At 66.2% G+C, this 19,062-nt stretch carries 10 protein-coding genes and 1 other annotated feature; of the genes, 5 read left to right on the top strand and 5 right to left on the bottom strand.

Going from position 1 to position 19,062, the window contains the following annotated elements:
- Positions 1-45: 45 nt before the first annotated feature.
- Complete coding sequence (locus GGR89_RS10135) at positions 46-1,362, bottom strand: hypothetical protein (protein WP_125972022.1); 1,317 nt, start codon at positions 1,360-1,362, stop codon at positions 46-48.
- Positions 1,363-1,573: 211 nt separating this feature from the next.
- Entirely contained in the window at positions 1,574-3,865 is a 2,292-nt protein-coding gene (locus tag GGR89_RS10130) for a TonB-dependent receptor (protein ID WP_125972020.1), read from the bottom strand.
- A gap of 374 nt (positions 3,866-4,239) precedes the next feature.
- Here GGR89_RS10130 and rpoB point away from each other — a divergent pair, with 374 nt between their 5' ends.
- The 4 genes from rpoB (at position 4,240) to GGR89_RS10110 (ending at position 14,424) form a co-directional block, all read left to right on the top strand.
- Entirely contained in the window at positions 4,240-8,385 is a 4,146-nt protein-coding gene (rpoB, locus tag GGR89_RS10125) for a DNA-directed RNA polymerase subunit beta (RefSeq protein ID WP_125972018.1), read from the top strand.
- Positions 8,386-8,388: 3 nt separating this feature from the next.
- Positions 8,389-8,574 (top strand): hypothetical protein, encoded by a 186-nt coding sequence (locus tag GGR89_RS10120; RefSeq protein WP_125972016.1) that lies wholly within the window; start codon positions 8,389-8,391, stop codon positions 8,572-8,574.
- Positions 8,571-12,854 (top strand): DNA-directed RNA polymerase subunit beta', encoded by a 4,284-nt coding sequence (rpoC, locus tag GGR89_RS10115; RefSeq protein ID WP_125972013.1) that lies wholly within the window; start codon positions 8,571-8,573, stop codon positions 12,852-12,854. Before GGR89_RS10120 ends, rpoC begins: the two co-directional genes overlap by 4 nt.
- A 301-nt stretch (positions 12,855-13,155) precedes the next feature.
- A complete protein-coding gene (locus tag GGR89_RS10110) occupies positions 13,156-14,424 on the top strand; it encodes a nidogen-like domain-containing protein (RefSeq protein ID WP_125972011.1) in 1,269 nt (422 codons plus the stop codon).
- Positions 14,425-14,451: 27 nt separating this feature from the next.
- On the opposite strand, the gene GGR89_RS10105 is transcribed toward GGR89_RS10110, so the two are convergent.
- Positions 14,452-15,603: a carbohydrate porin gene (locus GGR89_RS10105; RefSeq protein WP_209092215.1), complete on the bottom strand. Its 1,152-nt coding sequence runs from the start codon at positions 15,601-15,603 to the stop codon at positions 14,452-14,454.
- 129 nt (positions 15,604-15,732) lie between these two features.
- Between GGR89_RS10105 and GGR89_RS10100 the strand changes: the two genes are divergently transcribed.
- On the top strand, positions 15,733-17,532 hold the full coding sequence (locus GGR89_RS10100) for a methyl-accepting chemotaxis protein (protein ID WP_241213239.1): 1,800 nt from the start codon (positions 15,733-15,735) through the stop codon (positions 17,530-17,532).
- Positions 17,533-17,579: 47 nt separating this feature from the next.
- Here the strand turns inward: GGR89_RS10100 and GGR89_RS10095 are convergent, their stop codons facing one another.
- Both GGR89_RS10095 and GGR89_RS10090 read right to left on the bottom strand, forming a co-directional pair.
- Positions 17,580-17,822, bottom strand: coding sequence for a hypothetical protein (locus GGR89_RS10095; protein ID WP_164542593.1), 243 nt, complete (start codon positions 17,820-17,822; stop codon positions 17,580-17,582).
- Positions 17,823-17,833: 11 nt separating this feature from the next.
- Positions 17,834-19,062, bottom strand: a protein-coding gene (locus GGR89_RS10090; RefSeq protein ID WP_125972007.1) for an IS3 family transposase whose coding sequence is annotated in 2 segments (ribosomal slippage) — positions 17,834-18,774 and positions 18,774-19,062 — 1,230 coding nt in all. Because the reading frame shifts where the segments join, the coding sequence is not laid out codon by codon here.
- Positions 18,665-18,781, bottom strand: a sequence feature (AL1L pseudoknot). Its footprint overlaps the gene before it by 117 nt.

Below are 19,062 nucleotides of genomic sequence, written 5' to 3'. Positions count from 1 at the left end.
CCCGCGCTCCTTGTCGGGAGCGCGGGCCGGTTGCGGTTCAAGCGCTTAGGCGTGGGCGGGGGTACCGAGCAGTTCTGCTTCAAGGTCCTCGACCAGGTGCGGGCGGGTGGCACCGATCGGGCCAACCCCGTCCGCCGCCGGCGCGGCGCGGCCGATGCGGAAGGCGGCGCTGGTGCGGCCCTCGCGACCGTCGGGCAGGCGATAGCGGGCCTCCGCGACGACGACCGGGGTGAAGGTGCGGCCCAATTCGCCCTTGGGCACGGCGAGGTGCGCGTCGACGCGGGTGCCGTCACCGGCATCGATCGTCACCGGCGGTACATCGGCGGCCGGACCATGGCGGGTGAGCAACTGCTCCATCTCGCTCGTCTCGGCGTCGGCAAGCAGGAAGGTCGAGATGCGCACGTCGCGGGCGGGCGTGTCGCCGGCATTACCGACGGTCAGCTCGATATCGACCAGCGCTTCTTCCTCGCTGGTGCCGGCACGTACCGGACGCAGGCCCAGTTCGAGCCAAGGACGGTTGGCGACCGGCGCCGGCGCATCGACGACATGCTCGAGCACCGCCTCGTCCGCCGCGGCCAGCTTGGCCTCGACATGGGCTTCGGCGACCGGCTCGGAGATCGGGTGGCGATCGGCAGTGACGGGGGCCATCACCGGCGCCGCAGAGGCGGCCGCGAGACCAATATCACTGCGCGGTGCCACGGGCTGCGGCATGGGGCGATGCGCCACCGGCTCGGTGGTGGTCGCCGTCTCGCGCACCAGCAGGTCGGCGTCGTCACGGCGACGGCGGAGCAGGAAGATGGAAGCGGCGGCGGCAAGGATAACGGCGAGAGCGCCGAGGATCCACGGGACCAGCGAGGTCGAGCGCGTGCTCTCGGTGGTCGTCTCGTTCGTCTGCGTCACGTCGGCGGCAGGCGTCGCGGGCTGCGCGACCGGCTCAGCACGCTGCGGCTGGGCTGCCGGCGCGGACGCCGGGCTGGCCGCCTGCTGCGTCGGCGTCGCAGCGGGTTGCGCGGCAGGCGCTGCCTGGCGCGGCTGGGCTGCAGTACGCGCCTCGGCACGCGGGGCACTACGCTCGGCGCGCGCCGTTCGGGCCGGAGCGGCATCGGTGGTCGAGGGCGCCTGGTTGGCGCTGCCGGCCATCTGCTGCTCGACCGACGGCACCGCCTGCACGACCGGCGCGGCCGGGGCCATGCGGATTTCGGGTGCCGTCGCGGCAACCTGCGGCGCGGCAGTTTCTACTGCCGGCGGCGGGGTTACCGTCTGCTGAGGCGCGGCCTCCTGGGCGAAGGCGGGGGTGGCAAGGAACGCGGCACTGATTAACAGTGCGGCGCGGGGGCGGAGCGGGGTCTGACACTGTTTCATGACGCGGGTTCAACGGACGGACCCTGGATTCGGCCCTGGCATCTGCGGCGAACCGTGAAGGCGGCCGGACGAGACGAGCCATTCACCACCCATTCAGGCACGGTTCTTGCCCGTCCAGCGTGCTGAAACACCCCAGCAACGCGTTGAAAAGAAAGGGGCTTGCCGCACAATCGCGGCAACCCCCTCCCCTTTCGCAACAGCAGTGAAACGATCAGAATCTGCCCGTCAGCTGCACCCCGTAGAAGCGCGGCTCGGCCGGGATATAGGTGGGATCGTTGAACCCGCCGCCGGTGTTGCCGGCATCGAGCAGATACTTCTCGTTCGCGGCGTTGCGCACGAAACCCGCGATCTCGTAGCGACCCTCGGCGAAGCGCATGCCCGCCTTCACGTTCACGAGCGTCACGGGCCCCTGCGAGATTGCCTCCTTGTTCGGGATCTCGAAGTAAATCTTGCTACGATAGGTCACGCTCGGCGTCGCGAACACGCGAATGCCGTTGCCGACCGGTGCGTCGACCGTGAGGCCCGCCGCCCACTGGACGCGCGGCTGCAGGCGGAAGCGGTTGCCGGCATAGATGCCGTTCGCCTTGGTCTTGTCGATCCCGCCGTCGATATAGCCGCCATTGGCGAACAGCGTCAGCCAGTTGGTCGGGCGCAACTGGCCTTCCGCCTCGAAGCCGAGATTGCCTGCGGTACCCGCGCTCTCGGTGATGCTGCTGCCGACCGGGCGGCCCGAGGGATCGTTGGCGTCGGTCACCGTACGGCTGATCTGGAAGTTGCGGTACTTCTGGTAATAGACGCCCAGCGAGCCGGCGAACATGCCGCTCGACAGCTTCACGCCGCCTTCATAGTTCCACACCGTCTCCTCGGGGATGATGCCCGTGGTGGTGGCGGTCTGGTTCACCACCGGCGAGCGGCGTCCCTTCGAGATGGTGGCGTAGAGATTGACCGCATCGTTCAGGCGGTACAGCACATTGAAGCGCGGCAGGAAGGCCTGGAAGCTGTCCTGGCTCCACAATGTGCCCTTGGTGGTGACCTGGCCCGGAATCAGCGGCGCCTTGGAGAGCACCGAATTGGGCGCGATCGAGACATAGCCGGACTTGCGCTGCTCGATCAGCGCGCGGATGCCGGCGGTCACCTCCAGCTGATGCACGGGCATCCACGTCACTTCGCCGAACATCGAATATTGGTCGTTGATGCCCTTGTTGGTGAAGATCGAGCTGTAGGGGATCTGGGTCGCCGCCCCTTTCGTGAGGATCGAGGTCGCCTGCGCCGCAGTCACTACGCCCGTCGCCGAAACGCAGCCCAGCGCTGGGATCAGATTGGCGGCGCACTGCAGATAGATGCCCTCTTCGGTCGAGAAGGGTACTTCCTGGCGGTTGTTTTCGTGGAAGACGTTCCAGCCGAAGCTGGTGCGGACATGGTCTCCTACATAGGCGAAGCGCGATTCATGGCTGAGCTGCGCGCCATAGGCGCCCTCGGCGAATTCCAGCCACCATGCCGCCGAACCATCGGCATCGAACACTTCGAGCGAGTCGAACTTGCGATAGCCGTTCACGGTGGTGAAGCTCCAGCCGTCGCCCAGGTCGTAGCGCGCGGTGAGGTTCACGTCGTACACGTCGCGGGTCAGCCCGAGCTTGTCCTTGCCGAACACCTGCCTCGACAGGGGCGAGCCCGACAGGTTGGCCGCACCGAACGGATTGCCCGGGCCCTGCGACGTGGCGAAGCGCTTCGAGATGAACGGCGTACCGCTGTTGCGCTGGCGATCATAGGTACCGATCAGGTCTACCGTCAGCGCCGGGGTGGGCGTGTAGCGGACCGAGGCGCGCAGGCCGAGCTGGTTCTGCGCATAGAGATCGTCCTGCGTCGGCGAGAGGTTCTCGACATAGCCGTCGCGCTTCTTGAACTCGCCCGCGACGCGCGCCGCGATCACGTCGTTGCCGACGTTGAGGTGCCCGCCGACCAGATAGGCATTGTAGTTGCCGTAGCCGGCGGTGAGCTCGCCGGACACGCCGGGCTTCGGCCGCGCGGAGATGATGCTCACCGCGCCGATCGTCGAGGCAGTGCCGAACAGCGTCGCCTGCGGGCCCTTCACGACCTCGATCCGGTCGACATCGTAGATCGCCTGATAGGCGCCGCGCGAGCGCGAGATGTCGACGCCGTTATAATAGAGCGTGACGCGGGCCGCCTGCTGGGCCGAGCCGCTGTCCGAGGTGATGCCGCGGATCACGATGCCGGGATTGTTGGCGCTCTGCTCCTGGATGTTGAGGCCCGGGACATAGTTGGAGAGCTCGTCGAGATCATCGACGCCCAGGCGCTTCATCTGCTCCTGCGTCACCGCGGTGATGGTGATCGGCACGTCGCGCAGCTTCTGCTCGAACTTCTGCGAGGTGACGATGATGTCGCCCCCGAGCCCCTCGTCCTGCACAGCCTCCTGCGCGTGCACGGCCGTCGCCGACACGGTGGCGAGCAGCGCTGCGATCAGACCCGTTTTCTTATAGTGCATTCTTTGCCTCCCTTGGTCAGAAGGGCGGTTGGCAATGGATTGTTAAGGCTTCACGGCGCCGCTGCGACAAAATTGTTGCGATCGCGTATACCGTCGGTGTCCAATGGTGCGGCCTGGAACCTTATTCCGGCGCACCGCCCGCGCCCTTTGACATCCCCTTCCCCACGCCCTATATCCCCGCTCTGGCCCTCCGATCGGGAAATGACGCGCCGTCGCGCAGCGTGTCGTACGAATGGATCGGAACGGCTTGTCAGACGCCTGTAGAGCTGCCGAATCCCGAGCATGGGGGTCGCGCGGCCTTTCGGCGTCGCTTTGCACGTCCTGGCTCCCGGACAGGGGCACCGAGTTTACGGCTGACGAGGCAACACACACCTATGGCTACCAAGGCAATTGAGGGCGGCACGCTGAAGCGCCGCATCCGCAAGGTGTTCGGCGACATCCACGAAGTGGTGCAGATGCCGAACCTGATCGAGGTTCAGCGCGAATCCTACGAACAGTTCCTGCGGTCGGACCCCTCGATCGGCTATGTCTCCGGCCTCGAGAAGACGCTCCGCAGCGTGTTCCCGATCCGCGACTTCGCCGGCACCGCCGAGCTCGACTTCGTGACCTACGAGCTCGAGGATCCGAAGTTCGATGTGGACGAGTGCCGCCAGCGCGGCATCACCTATGCGGCGCCGATGCGCGTGACGCTGCGCCTCATCGTGTTCGAGGTCGATCCCGATACGGAAGCCCGGTCGGTGCTCGATATCAAGGAGCAGGACGTGTACATGGGCGACATGCCGCTCATGACCGAGAACGGCACGTTCTTCATCAACGGCACCGAGCGCGTCATCGTCAGCCAGATGCACCGCTCGCCGGGCGTGCTGTTCGACCATGACCGCGGCAAGACCCATGCTTCGGGCAAGTATCTCTTCGCCGCGCGCGTGATCCCGTATCGCGGGTCGTGGCTGGACTTCGAGTTCGACGCCAAGGACATCGTCAACGTCCGTATCGACCGCAAGCGCAAGCTGCCGGTCACCAGCCTGCTCTACGCGTTGGGGCTGAGCTCGGAAGAGATCCTCAACTATTTCTACAACCGCGTCACCTTCCTGCGGGGTCCGAACGGCTGGCAGATCCCCTTCCAGGTGGAAAACTGGCGCGGTTCGAAGCCGATGTTCGACATCGTCGACGCCAAGTCGGGCGAGGTCGTGTTCCCGGCCGGCCAGAAGATCAGCCCCCGCGCAGCCAACAAGGCGGCGAAGGACGGTCTCGAGACGCTGCTGATCCCGACCGAGGAAATCTTCGGCCGCTACAGCGCCTATGACCTGATCAACGAGCAGACCGGCGAGATCTACATCGAAGCCGGCGACGAAGTCTCGGCCGAGAACCTGGAGAAGCTCGACAAGGCCGGCATCGACCGGATCGAGCTGCTCGACATCGATCACATTGCCACCGGTCCGTGGATCCGCAACACGCTCAAGGTCGACAAGGCCGAAGAGCGCCAGCAGGCGCTGGCCGACATCTACCGCGTCATGCGCCCCGGCGAACCGCCGACGCTCGAGACCGCGGAATCGCTGTTCGCCGGCCTGTTCTTCGATCCGGAGCGCTACGACCTCTCGGCCGTCGGCCGCGTGAAGCTCAACATGCGCCTGGGCCTCGACACGCCCGATACCGTGACCACGCTGCGCACCGAGGACATTCTCGAGGTCGTCAAGACGCTGGTGAACCTCAAGGACGGCAAGGGCGAAGTCGACGACATCGACAATCTCGGCAACCGCCGCGTCCGTTCGGTGGGCGAGCTGCTCGAGAACCAGTACCGCGTCGGCCTGCTCCGCATGGAGCGCGCCGTGAAGGAGCGCATGTCGTCGGTCGACGTGTCGACGGTGATGCCGAACGACCTGATCAACGCCAAGCCCGCGGTCGCCGCGGTGCGCGAGTTCTTCGGTTCGTCGCAGCTGTCGCAGTTCATGGACCAGACCAACCCGCTCTCCGAAGTGACGCACAAGCGTCGCGTCTCGGCGCTCGGGCCGGGCGGTCTCACCCGTGAGCGCGCAGGCTTCGAAGTCCGCGACGTCCACCCGACCCATTATGGCCGTATCTGCCCGATCGAAACGCCGGAAGGCCCGAACATCGGTCTGATCAACAGCCTCGCGACGTTCAGCCGCGTCAACAAGTATGGCTTCATCGAGACGCCGTACCGCAAGATCATCGACGGCAAGGTGACCAACGAGGTCGTCTATCTGTCGGCGATGGAAGAGCAGAAGCACACGATCGCGCAGGCATCGGCCGAACTCGACGAGAACGGTGCGTTCGTCGACGATCTCGTCTCGGCCCGCCAGGCCGGCGAATTCCTGATGGCGCTGCGCGATCAGGTGACGCTGATGGACGTGTCGCCGAAGCAGCTCGTCTCGGTCGCCGCCTCGCTGATCCCCTTCCTTGAGAAGGACGACGCGAACCGCGCGCTGATGGGCTCGAACATGCAGCGCCAGGCCGTGCCGCTGGTGAAGGCGGAAGCGCCCTTCGTCGGCACCGGCATGGAAGCGACCGTGGCCCGCGATTCCGGCGCCGCGATCGCCGCCAAGCGCTCGGGCGTGGTCGACCAGGTCGACGCGACCCGTATCGTGGTCCGCGCCACGGGTGACGTCGATGCCAGCGAGAGCGGCGTCGACATCTACACGCTGATGAAGTTCCAGCGCTCCAACCAGTCGACCTGCATCAACCAGCGTCCGCTGGTGAAGGTGGGCGATCTGGTGCAGGCCGGCGACGTGATCGCCGACGGCCCGTCGACCGAGTTCGGCGAGCTGGCGCTGGGCCGCAACGTGCTCGTCGCGTTCATGCCGTGGAACGGCTACAACTACGAGGACTCGATCCTGATCAACGAGCGCATCGTGAAGGACGACGTGTTCACGTCGATCCACATCGATGAGTTCGAAGTGATGGCGCGCGACACCAAGCTTGGGCCGGAAGACATCACCCGCGACATCCCGAACGTGGGTGAAGAAGCGCTCCGCAACCTCGACGAAGCCGGCATCGTGTATGTCGGCGCCGAAGTGGAGCCGGGCGATATCCTGGTCGGCAAGATCACCCCGAAGGGCGAAAGCCCGATGACGCCGGAAGAAAAGCTCCTCCGCGCCATCTTCGGCGAAAAGGCCAGCGACGTGCGCGACACCTCGCTGCGTCTGCCCCCGGGCGTGGCCGGCACGATCGTCGACGTCCGCGTGTTCAACCGTCACGGCATCGACAAGGACGAGCGTGCCCTGGCGATCGAGCGCGAGGAAATCGAGCGCCTGCGCAAGGACGCCGACGACGAACGCAACATCCTCAACCGCGCGACCTGGTCGCGTCTGCGCGAGATGCTGCTGGGTCAGGTCGCCACCGCGGCGCCGAAGGGCCTGAAGAAGGGCGTCACGATCGACGAGGACCTGCTCGACAGCGTCGACCGCCACGAGTGGTGGAAGTTCGCGGTGCAGGACGATGCCATGCAGGGCAACCTGGAAGCGGTGAAGGGCCAGTATGACGAGGCCGTGAAGCGCATCAAGGACAAGTTCGAAGACCGCCGCGAGAAGCTGGAGCGGGGCGACGAGCTGCCGCCGGGCGTGCTGAAGATGGTCAAGGTGTTCGTCGCGGTGAAGCGCAAGCTGCAGCCGGGCGACAAGATGGCCGGCCGCCACGGCAACAAGGGCATCATCAGCCGCATCCTGCCGCAGGAAGACATGCCGTTCCTCGAGGACGGTACCCCGGTCGACTTCGTGCTCAACCCGCTGGGCGTGCCGAGCCGCATGAACGTCGGGCAGATCTTCGAGACCCATCTGGGCTGGGCCGCGCGCGGCCTGGGCCGGAAGATCGGCGATGCGCTCGATGCATGGCGTGCAGCCAACCCGAACCCGCAGGCCGGCGAAGCGCCGGAAGCGGTGAAGGAGCTGCTCGGCACCGTCTATGGCGACAACTACAAGGCCGAGCTGGATCGCCGCTCGACCGAGCAGCTGGTCGACCTGGCGCAGAACGTCCGCTCGGGCGTGCCGATGGCCACCCCGGTGTTCGACGGCGCGGTGGAAGCCGACGTCTCGGCGATGCTGCGCATGGCGGGCCTGGACGAATCCGGCCAGGTGACGCTGTTCGACGGCCGCACGGGCGAGGCGTTCGACCGCAAGGTGACGGTGGGGTACAAGTACGTGCTCAAGCTGCACCACCTGGTCGACGACAAGATCCACGCGCGGTCGATCGGGCCGTACAGCCTCGTCACCCAGCAGCCGCTGGGCGGTAAGGCGCAGTTCGGTGGCCAGCGCTTCGGTGAAATGGAAGTGTGGGCGCTCCAGGCCTATGGCGCGGCGTATACGCTCCAGGAAATGCTGACGGTGAAGTCGGACGACGTGGTCGGCCGCACCAAGGTCTACGAAGCGATCGTCAAGGGCGACGACACCTTCGAGGCCGGCATTCCGGAGAGCTTCAACGTGCTCGTCAAGGAAATGCGCTCGCTGGGCCTCAACGTCGAGCTGAAGAGCCAGGAAGAAGACGACGGTCTGGCCGAGGCGGCGGAGTAATCGATGACGCCATGGCTCGGCGCCGTACCGGTCCTCTGGTTTGTCCTGACGATGCCCCGGCATCCTCTGGATCAACCGGGCTGGTTCGGCGCCGCCATCGGCGGAACGATGCTCTTCACTTGGCTGCTCGTGCGCCTGACCCGCGTGCTGAACCGCAGAAATTCATCCCAGCAAGGGACTGAGAAATGAACGAACTTACCAACTTCGCGAACCCGCTCGCCAAGCCGGAAACCTTCGACCAGATCCAGATCGGGATCGCGTCGCCGGACCGTATCCGCAGCTGGTCGTTCGGCGAGATCAAGAAGCCCGAGACGATCAACTATCGCACGTTCAAGCCCGAGCGTGACGGCCTGTTCTGCGCGCGCATCTTCGGTCCGATCAAGGATTACGAGTGCCTGTGCGGCAAGTACAAGCGCATGAAGTACAAGGGCATCGTCTGCGAAAAGTGCGGCGTGGAAGTGACCGTCTCGAAGGTCCGCCGCGAGCGCATGGGCCATATCGAACTGGCCGCCCCGGTCGCGCACATCTGGTTCCTGAAGTCGCTGCCGAGCCGCATCGGCCTGCTGCTCGACATGCAGCTCAAGCAGCTCGAGCGCGTGCTCTACTTCGAGAGCTACATCGTCACCGAGCCGGGCCTCACCCCGCTCGAGAAGTTCCAGCTCCTCACCGAGGACGAGCTGCTCGACGCGCAGGATGAATATGGCGAGGATGCCTTCTCCGCCGGCATCGGCGCCGAAGCCGTCAAGATCATGCTCATGGATCTCGACCTCGAGGGCGAGCGCAAGGAGCTTCTCGAAGAGCTGGCGACGACCAAGTCGGAGCTGAAGCCCAAGAAGATCATCAAGCGCCTCAAGGTCGTCGAGAGCTTCATCGAATCCGGCAACCGCCCGGAATGGATGATCCTGGACGTCGTGCCGGTCATTCCGCCCGAACTGCGCCCGCTGGTGCCGCTGGACGGCGGCCGCTTCGCGACCTCGGATCTCAACGATCTGTATCGCCGCGTGATCAACCGTAACAACCGCCTCAAGCGGCTGATGGAGCTGCGCGCGCCGGACATCATCGTCCGCAACGAAAAGCGCATGCTGCAGGAAGCCGTCGACGCGCTGTTCGACAACGGCCGCCGCGGCCGCACCATCACCGGTGCGAACAAGCGTCCGCTCAAGTCGCTGTCCGACATGCTCAAGGGCAAGCAGGGCCGCTTCCGTCAGAACCTGCTCGGCAAGCGCGTCGACTATTCGGGCCGTTCGGTCATCGTGACCGGTCCGGAGCTCAAGCTGCACCAGTGCGGCCTGCCGAAGAAGATGGCGCTCGAGCTGTTCAAGCCGTTCATCTACGCCCGTCTCGATGCCAAGGGTCTGTCGATGACCCTGAAGCAGGCGAAGAAGTGGGTCGAGAAGGAGCGCAAGGAAGTCTGGGACATCCTGGACGAAGTGATCCGCGAGCACCCGGTGCTGCTGAACCGCGCGCCGACGCTCCACCGTCTTGGCATCCAGGCGTTCGAGCCGGTGCTGATCGAGGGCAAGGCGATCCAGCTCCACCCGCTGGTCTGCTCGGCGTTCAACGCCGACTTCGACGGTGACCAGATGGCCGTCCACGTTCCGCTGAGCCTCGAGGCGCAGCTGGAAGCGCGCGTCCTGATGATGTCGACCAACAACATCCTGTCCCCCGCGAACGGCAAGCCGATCATCGTGCCGTCGCAGGACATGGTGCTGGGTCTCTACTACATCACCATGGAGAAGGAAGGCGAGCCCGGCGAAGGCATGATCCTCGCCGACATGGCGGAGGTCCACCAGGCCCTCAACGCCGGCGCGGTGACGCTGCACTCGAAGATCACCAGCCGCGTGCCGCAGACGGACGAGAACGGCCAGACCTACCTCAAGCGCTACCAGACCACCCCGGGCCGCATGCTGCTCGGCGAGTGCCTGCCGCACAGCCACAAGGTGCCGTTCGACGTCGTCAACCGCCTGCTCACCAAGAAGGACGTGGGCGACGTGATCGACGAGGTCTATCGTCACACCGGCCAGAAGGAGACCGTGCTGTTCGCCGACGCGATCATGTCGCTGGGCTTCCGCCACGCGTTCAAGGCCGGCATCTCGTTCGGCAAGGACGACATGATCATTCCGGAAGCCAAGGTTGCCCTGGTCGACGAGACCAAGGCGCTGGTGAAGGACTTCGAGCAGCAATATCAGGACGGCCTGATCACGCAGCAGGAGAAGTACAACAAGGTGATCGACGCCTGGAGCCGTTGCGGCGACCAGGTGGCCGCGGCGATGATGGACGAGATCAAGGCGGTCAAGAAGGACCCCGAGACCGGCCGTCAGAAGCCCGACAACGCCATCTACATCATGGCGCACTCGGGTGCCCGTGGTTCGGCGGCGCAGATCAAGCAGCTGGCCGGCATGCGCGGCCTGATGGCCAAGCCGTCGGGCGAGATCATCGAAACGCCGATCATCTCCAACTTCAAGGAAGGTCTGACCGTCCTTGAATACTTCAACTCGACCCACGGCGCTCGTAAGGGCCTCGCGGACACCGCGTTGAAGACGGCGAACTCGGGCTACCTCACCCGTCGTCTGGTCGACGTGTCGCAGGACTGCGTCGTCCTCGAGGACGATTGCGGCACCGAGCGCGCGCTGGAGATGAAGGCGATCGTGCAGGGCGGTTCGGTGATCGCCTCGCTCGGCGAACGCATCCTGGGCCGCACCACGGCCGAGGACATCGTCGATCCGAAGACCAACCAGGTGGTGATCCCGGTCGGCACGCTGCTCGACGAAGCGATGATCGCGCAGATCGAGGCGCTCAGCACGCCTGCGGTGAAGATCCGTTCGCCGCTGGTCTGCGAAGCCAAGCTCGGCGTGTGCGCCAAGTGCTACGGGCGTGACCTCGCCCGCGGTACCCCGGTGAACATCGGCGAAGCGGTGGGCGTCATCGCGGCGCAGTCGATCGGCGAGCCGGGCACGCAGCTGACCATGCGTACCTTCCACATCGGCGGCGCGGCGCAGCTCAACGAGCAGTCGAACCTCGAAGCTCCCGTGGACGGCAAGGCCGAGTTCCGCGACCTGCGCCTGATCGAGGATCAGCGCGGCCGTCGCGTGGTGCTCAGCCGCTCGGGCGAGATCGCGATCATGGACATGGATGGCCGCGAGCTGGCCGTGCACAAGATCCCGTACGGCGCCTATGTGATGTTCGACGACGGCCACCTGGTCAGCGCCGGCGATCGCATGGCCGAGTGGGATCCGTTCACCATGCCGGTGATCACCGAAACCGGTGGTGTCGTGAAGTATCAGGACATCATCGAAGGCAAGACCATGACCGAGCAGGTCGACGAAGCGACGGGCATCGCCCAGCGCGTCGTCACCGAATTCCGCGGTGCGGGCAAGAAGGAGGACCTGCGTCCTCGCATGACCCTCACCGGCGAGAATGCCGCCGAAGCCGCCCGCTACATGCTGGCGCCGGGCGCGGTGATCTCGGTCGAGGACGGTGCCACGGTGCAGGGCGGTGACGTTCTGGCCCGTGTGGCGCGCGAGTCCGCCAAGACCCGCGACATCACCGGCGGTCTGCCGCGCGTCGCCGAGCTGTTCGAAGCGCGCAAGCCCAAGGAAAATGCCATTATCGCGAAGGTCTCGGGCCGCGTGGTGTTCGGCAAGGACTACAAGGCCAAGCGCAAGATCGGCATCCAGCCGGAGGACGGCGGCGAGGTCGTCGAGTATCTGGTCCCGAAGTCGAAGGTGATCGACGTTCAGGAAGGCGACTACGTCAAGCGTGGCGACAACCTGATCGGCGGCTCGCCGGATCCGCACGACATCCTGGAAGTGCTCGGCATCGAGCCGCTGGCCGAATATCTCGTCAGCGAAATCCAGGAAGTCTATCGACTGCAGGGCGTGAAGATCAACGACAAGCACATCGAGGTGATCGTTCGCCAGATGCTGCAGAAGGTCGAGATCACCGATGGCGGCGACACCACGCTGCTGGCGGGCGAACAGGTCGATCGCGACGAGATGGACGAGCATAACGAAAAGCTCCAGCCGGGCCAGCAGCCTGCGCAGGGCAAGCCGATCCTGCTCGGCATCACCAAGGCGTCGCTGCAGACCCGCAGCTTCATCTCGGCCGCGTCGTTCCAGGAAACCACCCGCGTGCTCACCGAAGCCGCGGTGCAGGGCAAGAAGGACACGCTGCTCGGCCTGAAGGAGAATGTGATCGTCGGCCGCCTGATCCCCGCCGGTACCGGTGCGGGCATGGGTCGCCTGCGCGTCGCGGCCACCTCGCGCGATGCGGCGCTGCGCGTCGCCCAGCGCAAGATGCAGGAAGCCTCGCTCATCGCGCCGGCGAGCGCGGCGGAAGAGCATGCCGCCGAACTGGCCCGCTCGGCACGCGATGCGGCCGGCACCGGGGACGATCCCCTGGCGCAGGTTGCACCCTCGGGCCACGGCACCGACGCGGATGCCGGCGAGTATCTGAACGAGGCGGAGTGATCCGCCCCGTTCGGGGGCGCCGAGCCTGACCGAGCATGATACGAAAGAGTCGCTGTCCGGGATGCCGGGCGGCGGCTTTTTCGTTGCCGTGCCCTGACCGCCGAAAAGGTTCGGAGTCGATCAACTTGGCCGCAGCACCGCCCGCGCGCGTCCCCTGCCCTCCGCTTTTCCCAAGCCAACCGCGCGACATGCACCGCGAGGGTGATCCTGTCCGGGGCGGAGGCGATTGTCCCGCGGGAGGGATCAACAGCCCCCGCCCGCTTTGCTACCCAATACGGGACAGTCGGGGTGGGAGAGGATCATGCGGGACATGGCGACGGCCGTGGCGAGCGCACTGGCGCTCGTCCTGGCGACATCGGCGGGGGCGGCAACGCTGCGCGGGGGCATGGGCGGCCCGGCAGGCTATGGCAATCTCGTCCTGCAGCCCAATGACGACGATTTCAGCGCGGTGCAGAACAGCCCGTTCCTGATCAACTTCTTCGGCTATTCGGGGCGATCCTTCTTCGTCAACAACAACGGCAATATCAGCTTCGGCCAGGGGATCTCCAGCTTCACGCCGGTGCCGTTCGACGGCCATGCGGCGGCGCCGCTGATCGCGCCCTTCTGGGCGGACGTGGACACGCGCTGCAGCGGCTGCGGGGCGGTCTATCTCGGCTCCCAATCCGCCAACAGCTTCACGGTCACGTGGAACAATGTCGGCTATTTCGAAGAGAATGGCAGCAAGCTGAACAATTTCCAGATGACGCTGGCCGGAATGGCCAATTCCGGCGACTTCGACATCGAGTTCCGCTACGATCGCATCGAATGGACGACCGGCGACGCCAGCGGCGGCATCGGCGGGCTGGGCGGCGTACCGGCGCAGGCCGGGTTCGATGCCGGCGACGGCGCCCATTTCTATTCGCTCCCCGGCTCCTTCTCGTCCAGGGGCGCGCTCAACTTCACCAACATCACCAACGTGGCCGGCGGCGAGGCAGGCGTGTTCAAATTCTCCATCCGCAACGGCGCCGTCCTCGCCGACGGCACCTCACCCGCCACGCCGCTGCTGCCCAGCAACGTCACCAACGGCAATGGCGGCCCCGGCTTCGGCTTCCAGTTCCAGGTCCAGCAGAACCAGCGGGTCTTCGTCGATCCGATCGTCGCGACCGGCTATGATTTCGAGGTCGGCGCGGGCAGCCCGGACATCCTCAGCGCGCTGTTCCCCGATCTCGGCGATCCCGATGGCTATACCATCTACCTGCTCAGCGACCTGGCGACTCCGTTCGCTACCGGGGTGGGCGCGGGCGGCCCCCCCTTCCTCGTCGACTTCGCGGCGATCGGCGGCGTGTCGGGCTTTCGCATCGCCGGCATCGATCCGGCGCTCGGGCTGGATCCGGACAATCCCAACGCCTTCGTGACCGGGCTGACCTTCGAGGTGACCGGGCCCACCATGGTCGACCTGACCCAGACGCCGATCCGGTTCGACACCGACAGCACGGTGCCGGAGCCCGCCAGCTGGGGCATGCTGCTGCTCGGCTTCGCGGGCATCGGCGGCCTGTTGCGCCGCCGCCGGCAAGCGCCGGCCCGCGCCTGACACACGCGCGGCGCGCAGCCCGGCAGATCAGAAGGCGATCGTCAGCCGCAGCGTGCCCACCACCACCCCGCGCGCCTTTTCCACGCCGCCGCGATCGGCGATGAACTGGAGGTCGGGCTGGACGGTCAGCCATGTGGCGAGCTGGTCCGAATAGGTCAGCTCGAAGCTGGTCTCGGCACGCGACGGGCGCGCGCCCGCGTCAAGCAGCACCGCGCCGTAGCCCGGGGTGGTCACGCCGCGGCTCATCCCGAACGAGGCCTGCGAATCCGGGCGCCCGGCAATGAGCCGCTCGACCAGGAACCCCGCTTGCCAGCCGCCCTGGAACGGCGTCGCGGCACCGCCGGACATGCCCGCGCGGCCGAAGACGGTCAGCGATCGCTTGCCCTCCCCGCCGGTCAGCTGCAGTTCGGCGATCGCATAGCCGCCATGATCGACCCGCTGTAGGGGAACGCCGTCGGCGTCGACCTCGGTATAGTCGTCATGCCGCTTGGTGTAGCGCCAATAGCCGCCGGCGATCTTGAGGCCCGGCCGCTCGATTCCGGCCTCGCCGATCAGCAGCAGGCCGTCGCGGAAGCTGAAGTCGAGCCCGTGGGGATCGCCCAGGCATCCCGCCGCACCGTTGAGCACCGCCGCGCGGGCATAGGCGATGTCGCCGAAGCGATGCTCCACCCGCACCGTCAGCGCGGTCGACGGAAAGATCGACGGGCCGTTCGGTCCCGTCGCCGCGAGCTCGGATCCCGCGCCGAACGAGGGCGAGAGCAGCAGCCCCGCCGCGCCATTGACGTAGAATTCGCTGTTGAGATCATAGGCGCCCGCGCGCACCGTGCTGTGCTGCCCGATGCGCTGCTCCACCCAGGCTTCGAACAGCCGGACATGGTGGCTCGCCACCTCGATGCTGTCGACGCCCTGCAGCGTGCCCGCCGCCCCGTTGGGCCGCCCGCCCATCGTGCTCATCACATCGACATGCGCGGTAGCGCCCTGCCAGCCGACCAGCCGCGCCAGATCGGCATCGGCGGTGAGGTGGGTATCGTCGAGCACATAGGTCCGTTCCCGATCACCGCCGCGCGCCACGCTGACGACGTCAATCGTTTCCACAAGGTGCACATCGACCACCCTCTGGGCAAATACGTAGTCCGGCAATGTACAGCCCAGCACGAGGGCGAACAGAAAACGCTTCATCACCAAGCATCCCATCACCCCACGACCAGAGTTTTAGGAAGCCGGACTCTGTTTTATCGAATCTTGTCTATAATTTTTCTGGAGAGGGCGCTTCTCATTGCTGACGCGTCAAAAGCCTGGAGCGAAGTCGTGCAGTCGATCGCGTACGCAACCCGCAAGCTAACCATCGCCATCATCCTGCTTTTCCTGCTCTGCGGGGGGACCGGCATCGTCTCGTCCTGGCTGCTCGGCGCAGCGCTGAGCGAGCAGGCGACGGCGTCGGGGCTGCTCCGCAATCATATGGAGGCGGACATGATGCACGATGCGGTGCGCAGCGACGTGCTTGCCATTCTCGCCTCCAGCGAGCCCGGTATCGGCATCAAGCTGGAGGATGCGCGCAAGGATCTCGACGAGCATCTCGGCACGCTGCGCACGCGCATCGCCGAGGACGTCGCGTTCAAGGGCGACGCCGCGATCGAAGCCGCCGCCGCCAAGGTGGGCGACCCGATGGTCGCCTATGCCAATGCCGCCCAGCAGATCGCCGACGCCGCCGCCGCCGGCAATCCGGCCGCTGCCAAGCGCCAGCTGCCCGGCTTCTTCCAGCAATTCTCCGTTCTCGAAGACTCGATGGCGGCCGCGTCGGATGCGATCGAGCACTATTCCGACGGCACCGCCAAGGCAGGCGCGACGCTCGGCTGGATCACCACCGGTCTGCTGGCCGCGACGCTGCTCGCCGCGATCGGCGGTGCGCTCTATGCCGCGCGCCTCGCCCGTCGCCGGCTGGTCGATCCGCTGATCGCCCTGTCCGACACGGTGGAGAAGCTGGTGACCGAGCCCGGTACGCCGCTGCCCGAAACCGATCGCCAGGACGAACTCGGCGCGCTCGCCCGTTCCATCGCGCAGTTCAACCAGCAGGTCGAAGCCGCCAATGCCGAGAAGCAGGCGACCACCGAACTGATCGTCGAAACGGTCGGCTCGGGGCTGCAGAAGCTGGCGGGCGGCGACCTCACCACCCATGTCGATGCCGACCTCAGCGGCCCGTTCGCGCGGCTCAAGCAGGACTTCAACGTCGCGGTGGACAGCCTGCGCACCCTGATCGGCTCGGTCCATAGCGGCGCCGGGTCGCTGCGCCGCGCCTCGACCGAGATCACCGCCGCGTCGGAAGACCTCGCCCGGCGTACCGAAGCCAATGCCGCGAGCCTCGAGACGACCACCGCCGAGATCAGCCAGATCGACGAACGCCTGCGCACTTCGGTCCGCGCCGCAAGCGAAACCGTGGGCCGCGCCGACCAGACGATCGAGGCGGTCAGCTCGGGCCGCGCGCGCGTGAGCAATGCGGTGACGGCGATGAGCCGCGTCTCGGAGAGCGCCAAGGGCATCGACGCGGTGATCGAAGGCCTCGACAAGATCGCCTTCCAGACCCGCGTTCTCGCGATGAACGCCGCCGTCGAGGCAGGCCGCGCCGGCGAGGCGGGCCGTGGCTTCGCCGTCGTCGCCGACCTCGTCTCCGCGCTGGCGATGCGCGCCGAGGAAGAAGCCGGCCGCGCCCGCGACCAGCTGACCGTCACCCAGGTCGAGATCGGCACCGCGGTGGCGGCGGTCGAGGATGTCGACGGCGCGTTCAGCTCGATCTCGGAAAACGCCCAGTCGGTGCACAAGCTGCTCGGCCAGGTCGCGGCGGACAACCGCGTCCAGTCGGAATCGATCTCGCGGCTCAGCGAGACGATCCGGGTGATGGACAATTCCACCCAGCAGAACGCCGCGATGGTGGAGGAGACCTCGGCGGCGGCGCGCAACCTGATGGCCGAGATCGGCCAGCTGGTGGAGCAGGCTGGCCAGTTCCGTATCGAGGGCGGCGGGGCTGCGGCGCCTGCGTGGGATTCGGGACGCACGGCTTATGCACTGCCGGTCGCCAGCGTATCGGCAATCAGCGAGGAGGCTTGGGTGTAAGGTCGTACGCCGAACCTTCGCTCGGCTGCACGCCCGAGCGTAGCCCCCTAGGCGAGGCGCCCCGCCTGCTGCCCGACAAGCCTGGCCAGTTGCGTCGGCCGGTAGGGCTTGGGCAGGAAGAGGCTGTCGTCGGGCAACTCTTTCGGCTCCAGCCATTGCTTGCCCGAGGTGACAATCACCTTCACGCGCGGAAATCGGGTGGAGACGATATCCGCCAGCTCCAGCCCGTCGATCGGCCCCGGCATGTTGATGTCGGTGAATATGAACCGCGCCGGGTCTGCCGGAGGCATTGGTTTGTGAGTCACGCTGCCATATCGAGGTTGCTTGCGGCAGCATAATATTGATCTTCGGCTTCGGCAGGCGGGATGTTGCCGATGGGCTCGAGCAGCCGACGATGGTTGAACCAGTCGACCCATTCGAGCGTGGCATATTCGACGGCTTCGAAGCTGCGCCACGGCCCTCGCCGGTGGATCACCTCGGCTTTGTAGAGGCCGTTGATCGTCTCGGCTAAAGCGTTGTCGTAGCTATCGCCGACACTGCCCACGGATGGCTCGATCCCGGCTTCGGCGAGGCGTTCGGTGTACTTGATAGACACGTATTGCGAGCCACGATCGCTATGATGGATGAGGCCGCCCCGATGGGTCGGCCGGCGATCGTGAAGCGCTTGTTCCAAGGCATCGAGGACGAAGCTGGCATGCGCCGTTCTGCTGGCCCGCCAGCCGACGATCCGCCGAGCATAGGTGTCGATGACGAAGGCGACGTAGACGAACCCCGCCCAGGTCGCGACGTAGGTGAAGTCCGACACCCACAGCATGTTCGGCGCTGGCGCGTAAAACTGGCGGTTGACGTGATCGAGCGGGCACGGCGCCGCCTTGTCGCTGATGGTCGTGCGCACCGGCTTGCCCCGGATCACCCCTGCCAAACCCATCTCACGCATCAATCGCGCGACGGTACAGCGGGCGACGGACACGCCCTCCCGCATCATCTGCCGCCAGACCTTGCGCACGCCGTAGACTGCGAAGTTCTCAGCGAACACACGCGCGATCTCAGGCTTGAGGGCCGCATCCTGCCGTGCTCGCGCCGACAGGCGTGTCGGATCCTGTCGCTGCGCGACGCGCTCGTGGTACGTGGATGGGGCGATCGGCAGGACGCGGCAGATCGGCTCGACCCCATAGGCATCGCGGTGATCGTCAATGAACGCGATCATCGCCGGAACGGGCGGTCGAGCTCCGCCTGCGCAAAATATGCGGACGCCTTGCGCAGAATCTCATTGGCCTGCCGCAGCTCGCGGACCTCGCGTTCTAGCGCCTTCACCTTGTCGGCAACCTCGGTCGGGACACCAGCGCGCTTGCCGCTGTCGACCTCCGCCTTCTTCACCCACTCATGCAGCGTCTGCGGAACGCAGCCAATCTTCTCCGCGATCGACACCACCGCCGCCCAGCGGGAAGGATAATCGCGCTCGTGATCGACCACCATCCGCACCGCCCGCTCGCGGACCTCCGGCGCAAACTTGTTCGTCGTCTTACTCAT

The sequence above is a fragment of the Sphingomonas trueperi genome (genome assembly GCF_011927635.1).
GTDB lineage: Bacteria > Pseudomonadota > Alphaproteobacteria > Sphingomonadales > Sphingomonadaceae > Sphingomonas > Sphingomonas trueperi.
The sequence above is the reverse complement of the archived record's forward strand: the minus strand, read 5'-3'. Positions and strand labels throughout refer to the sequence as shown.

What these genes read in the sequence shown, in the direction of transcription:
- GGR89_RS10130 (WP_125972020.1), bottom strand. Translation starts at nt 3,865, where the DNA reads ATGCACTATAAGAAAACGGGTCTGATCGCAGCGCTGCTCGCCACCGTG.
- GGR89_RS10120 (WP_125972016.1), top strand. Translation starts at nt 8,389, where the DNA reads ATGACGCCATGGCTCGGCGCCGTACCGGTCCTCTGGTTTGTCCTGACG.
- GGR89_RS10095 (WP_164542593.1), bottom strand. Translation starts at nt 17,822, where the DNA reads ATGCCTCCGGCAGACCCGGCGCGGTTCATATTCACCGACATCAACATG.
- GGR89_RS10135 (WP_125972022.1), bottom strand. Translation starts at nt 1,362, where the DNA reads ATGAAACAGTGTCAGACCCCGCTCCGCCCCCGCGCCGCACTGTTAATC.
- GGR89_RS10105 (WP_209092215.1), bottom strand. Translation starts at nt 15,603, where the DNA reads ATGAAGCGTTTTCTGTTCGCCCTCGTGCTGGGCTGTACATTGCCGGAC.
- rpoB (WP_125972018.1), top strand. Translation starts at nt 4,240, where the DNA reads ATGGCTACCAAGGCAATTGAGGGCGGCACGCTGAAGCGCCGCATCCGC.
- rpoC (WP_125972013.1), top strand. Translation starts at nt 8,571, where the DNA reads ATGAACGAACTTACCAACTTCGCGAACCCGCTCGCCAAGCCGGAAACC.
- GGR89_RS10110 (WP_125972011.1), top strand. Translation starts at nt 13,156, where the DNA reads ATGCGGGACATGGCGACGGCCGTGGCGAGCGCACTGGCGCTCGTCCTG.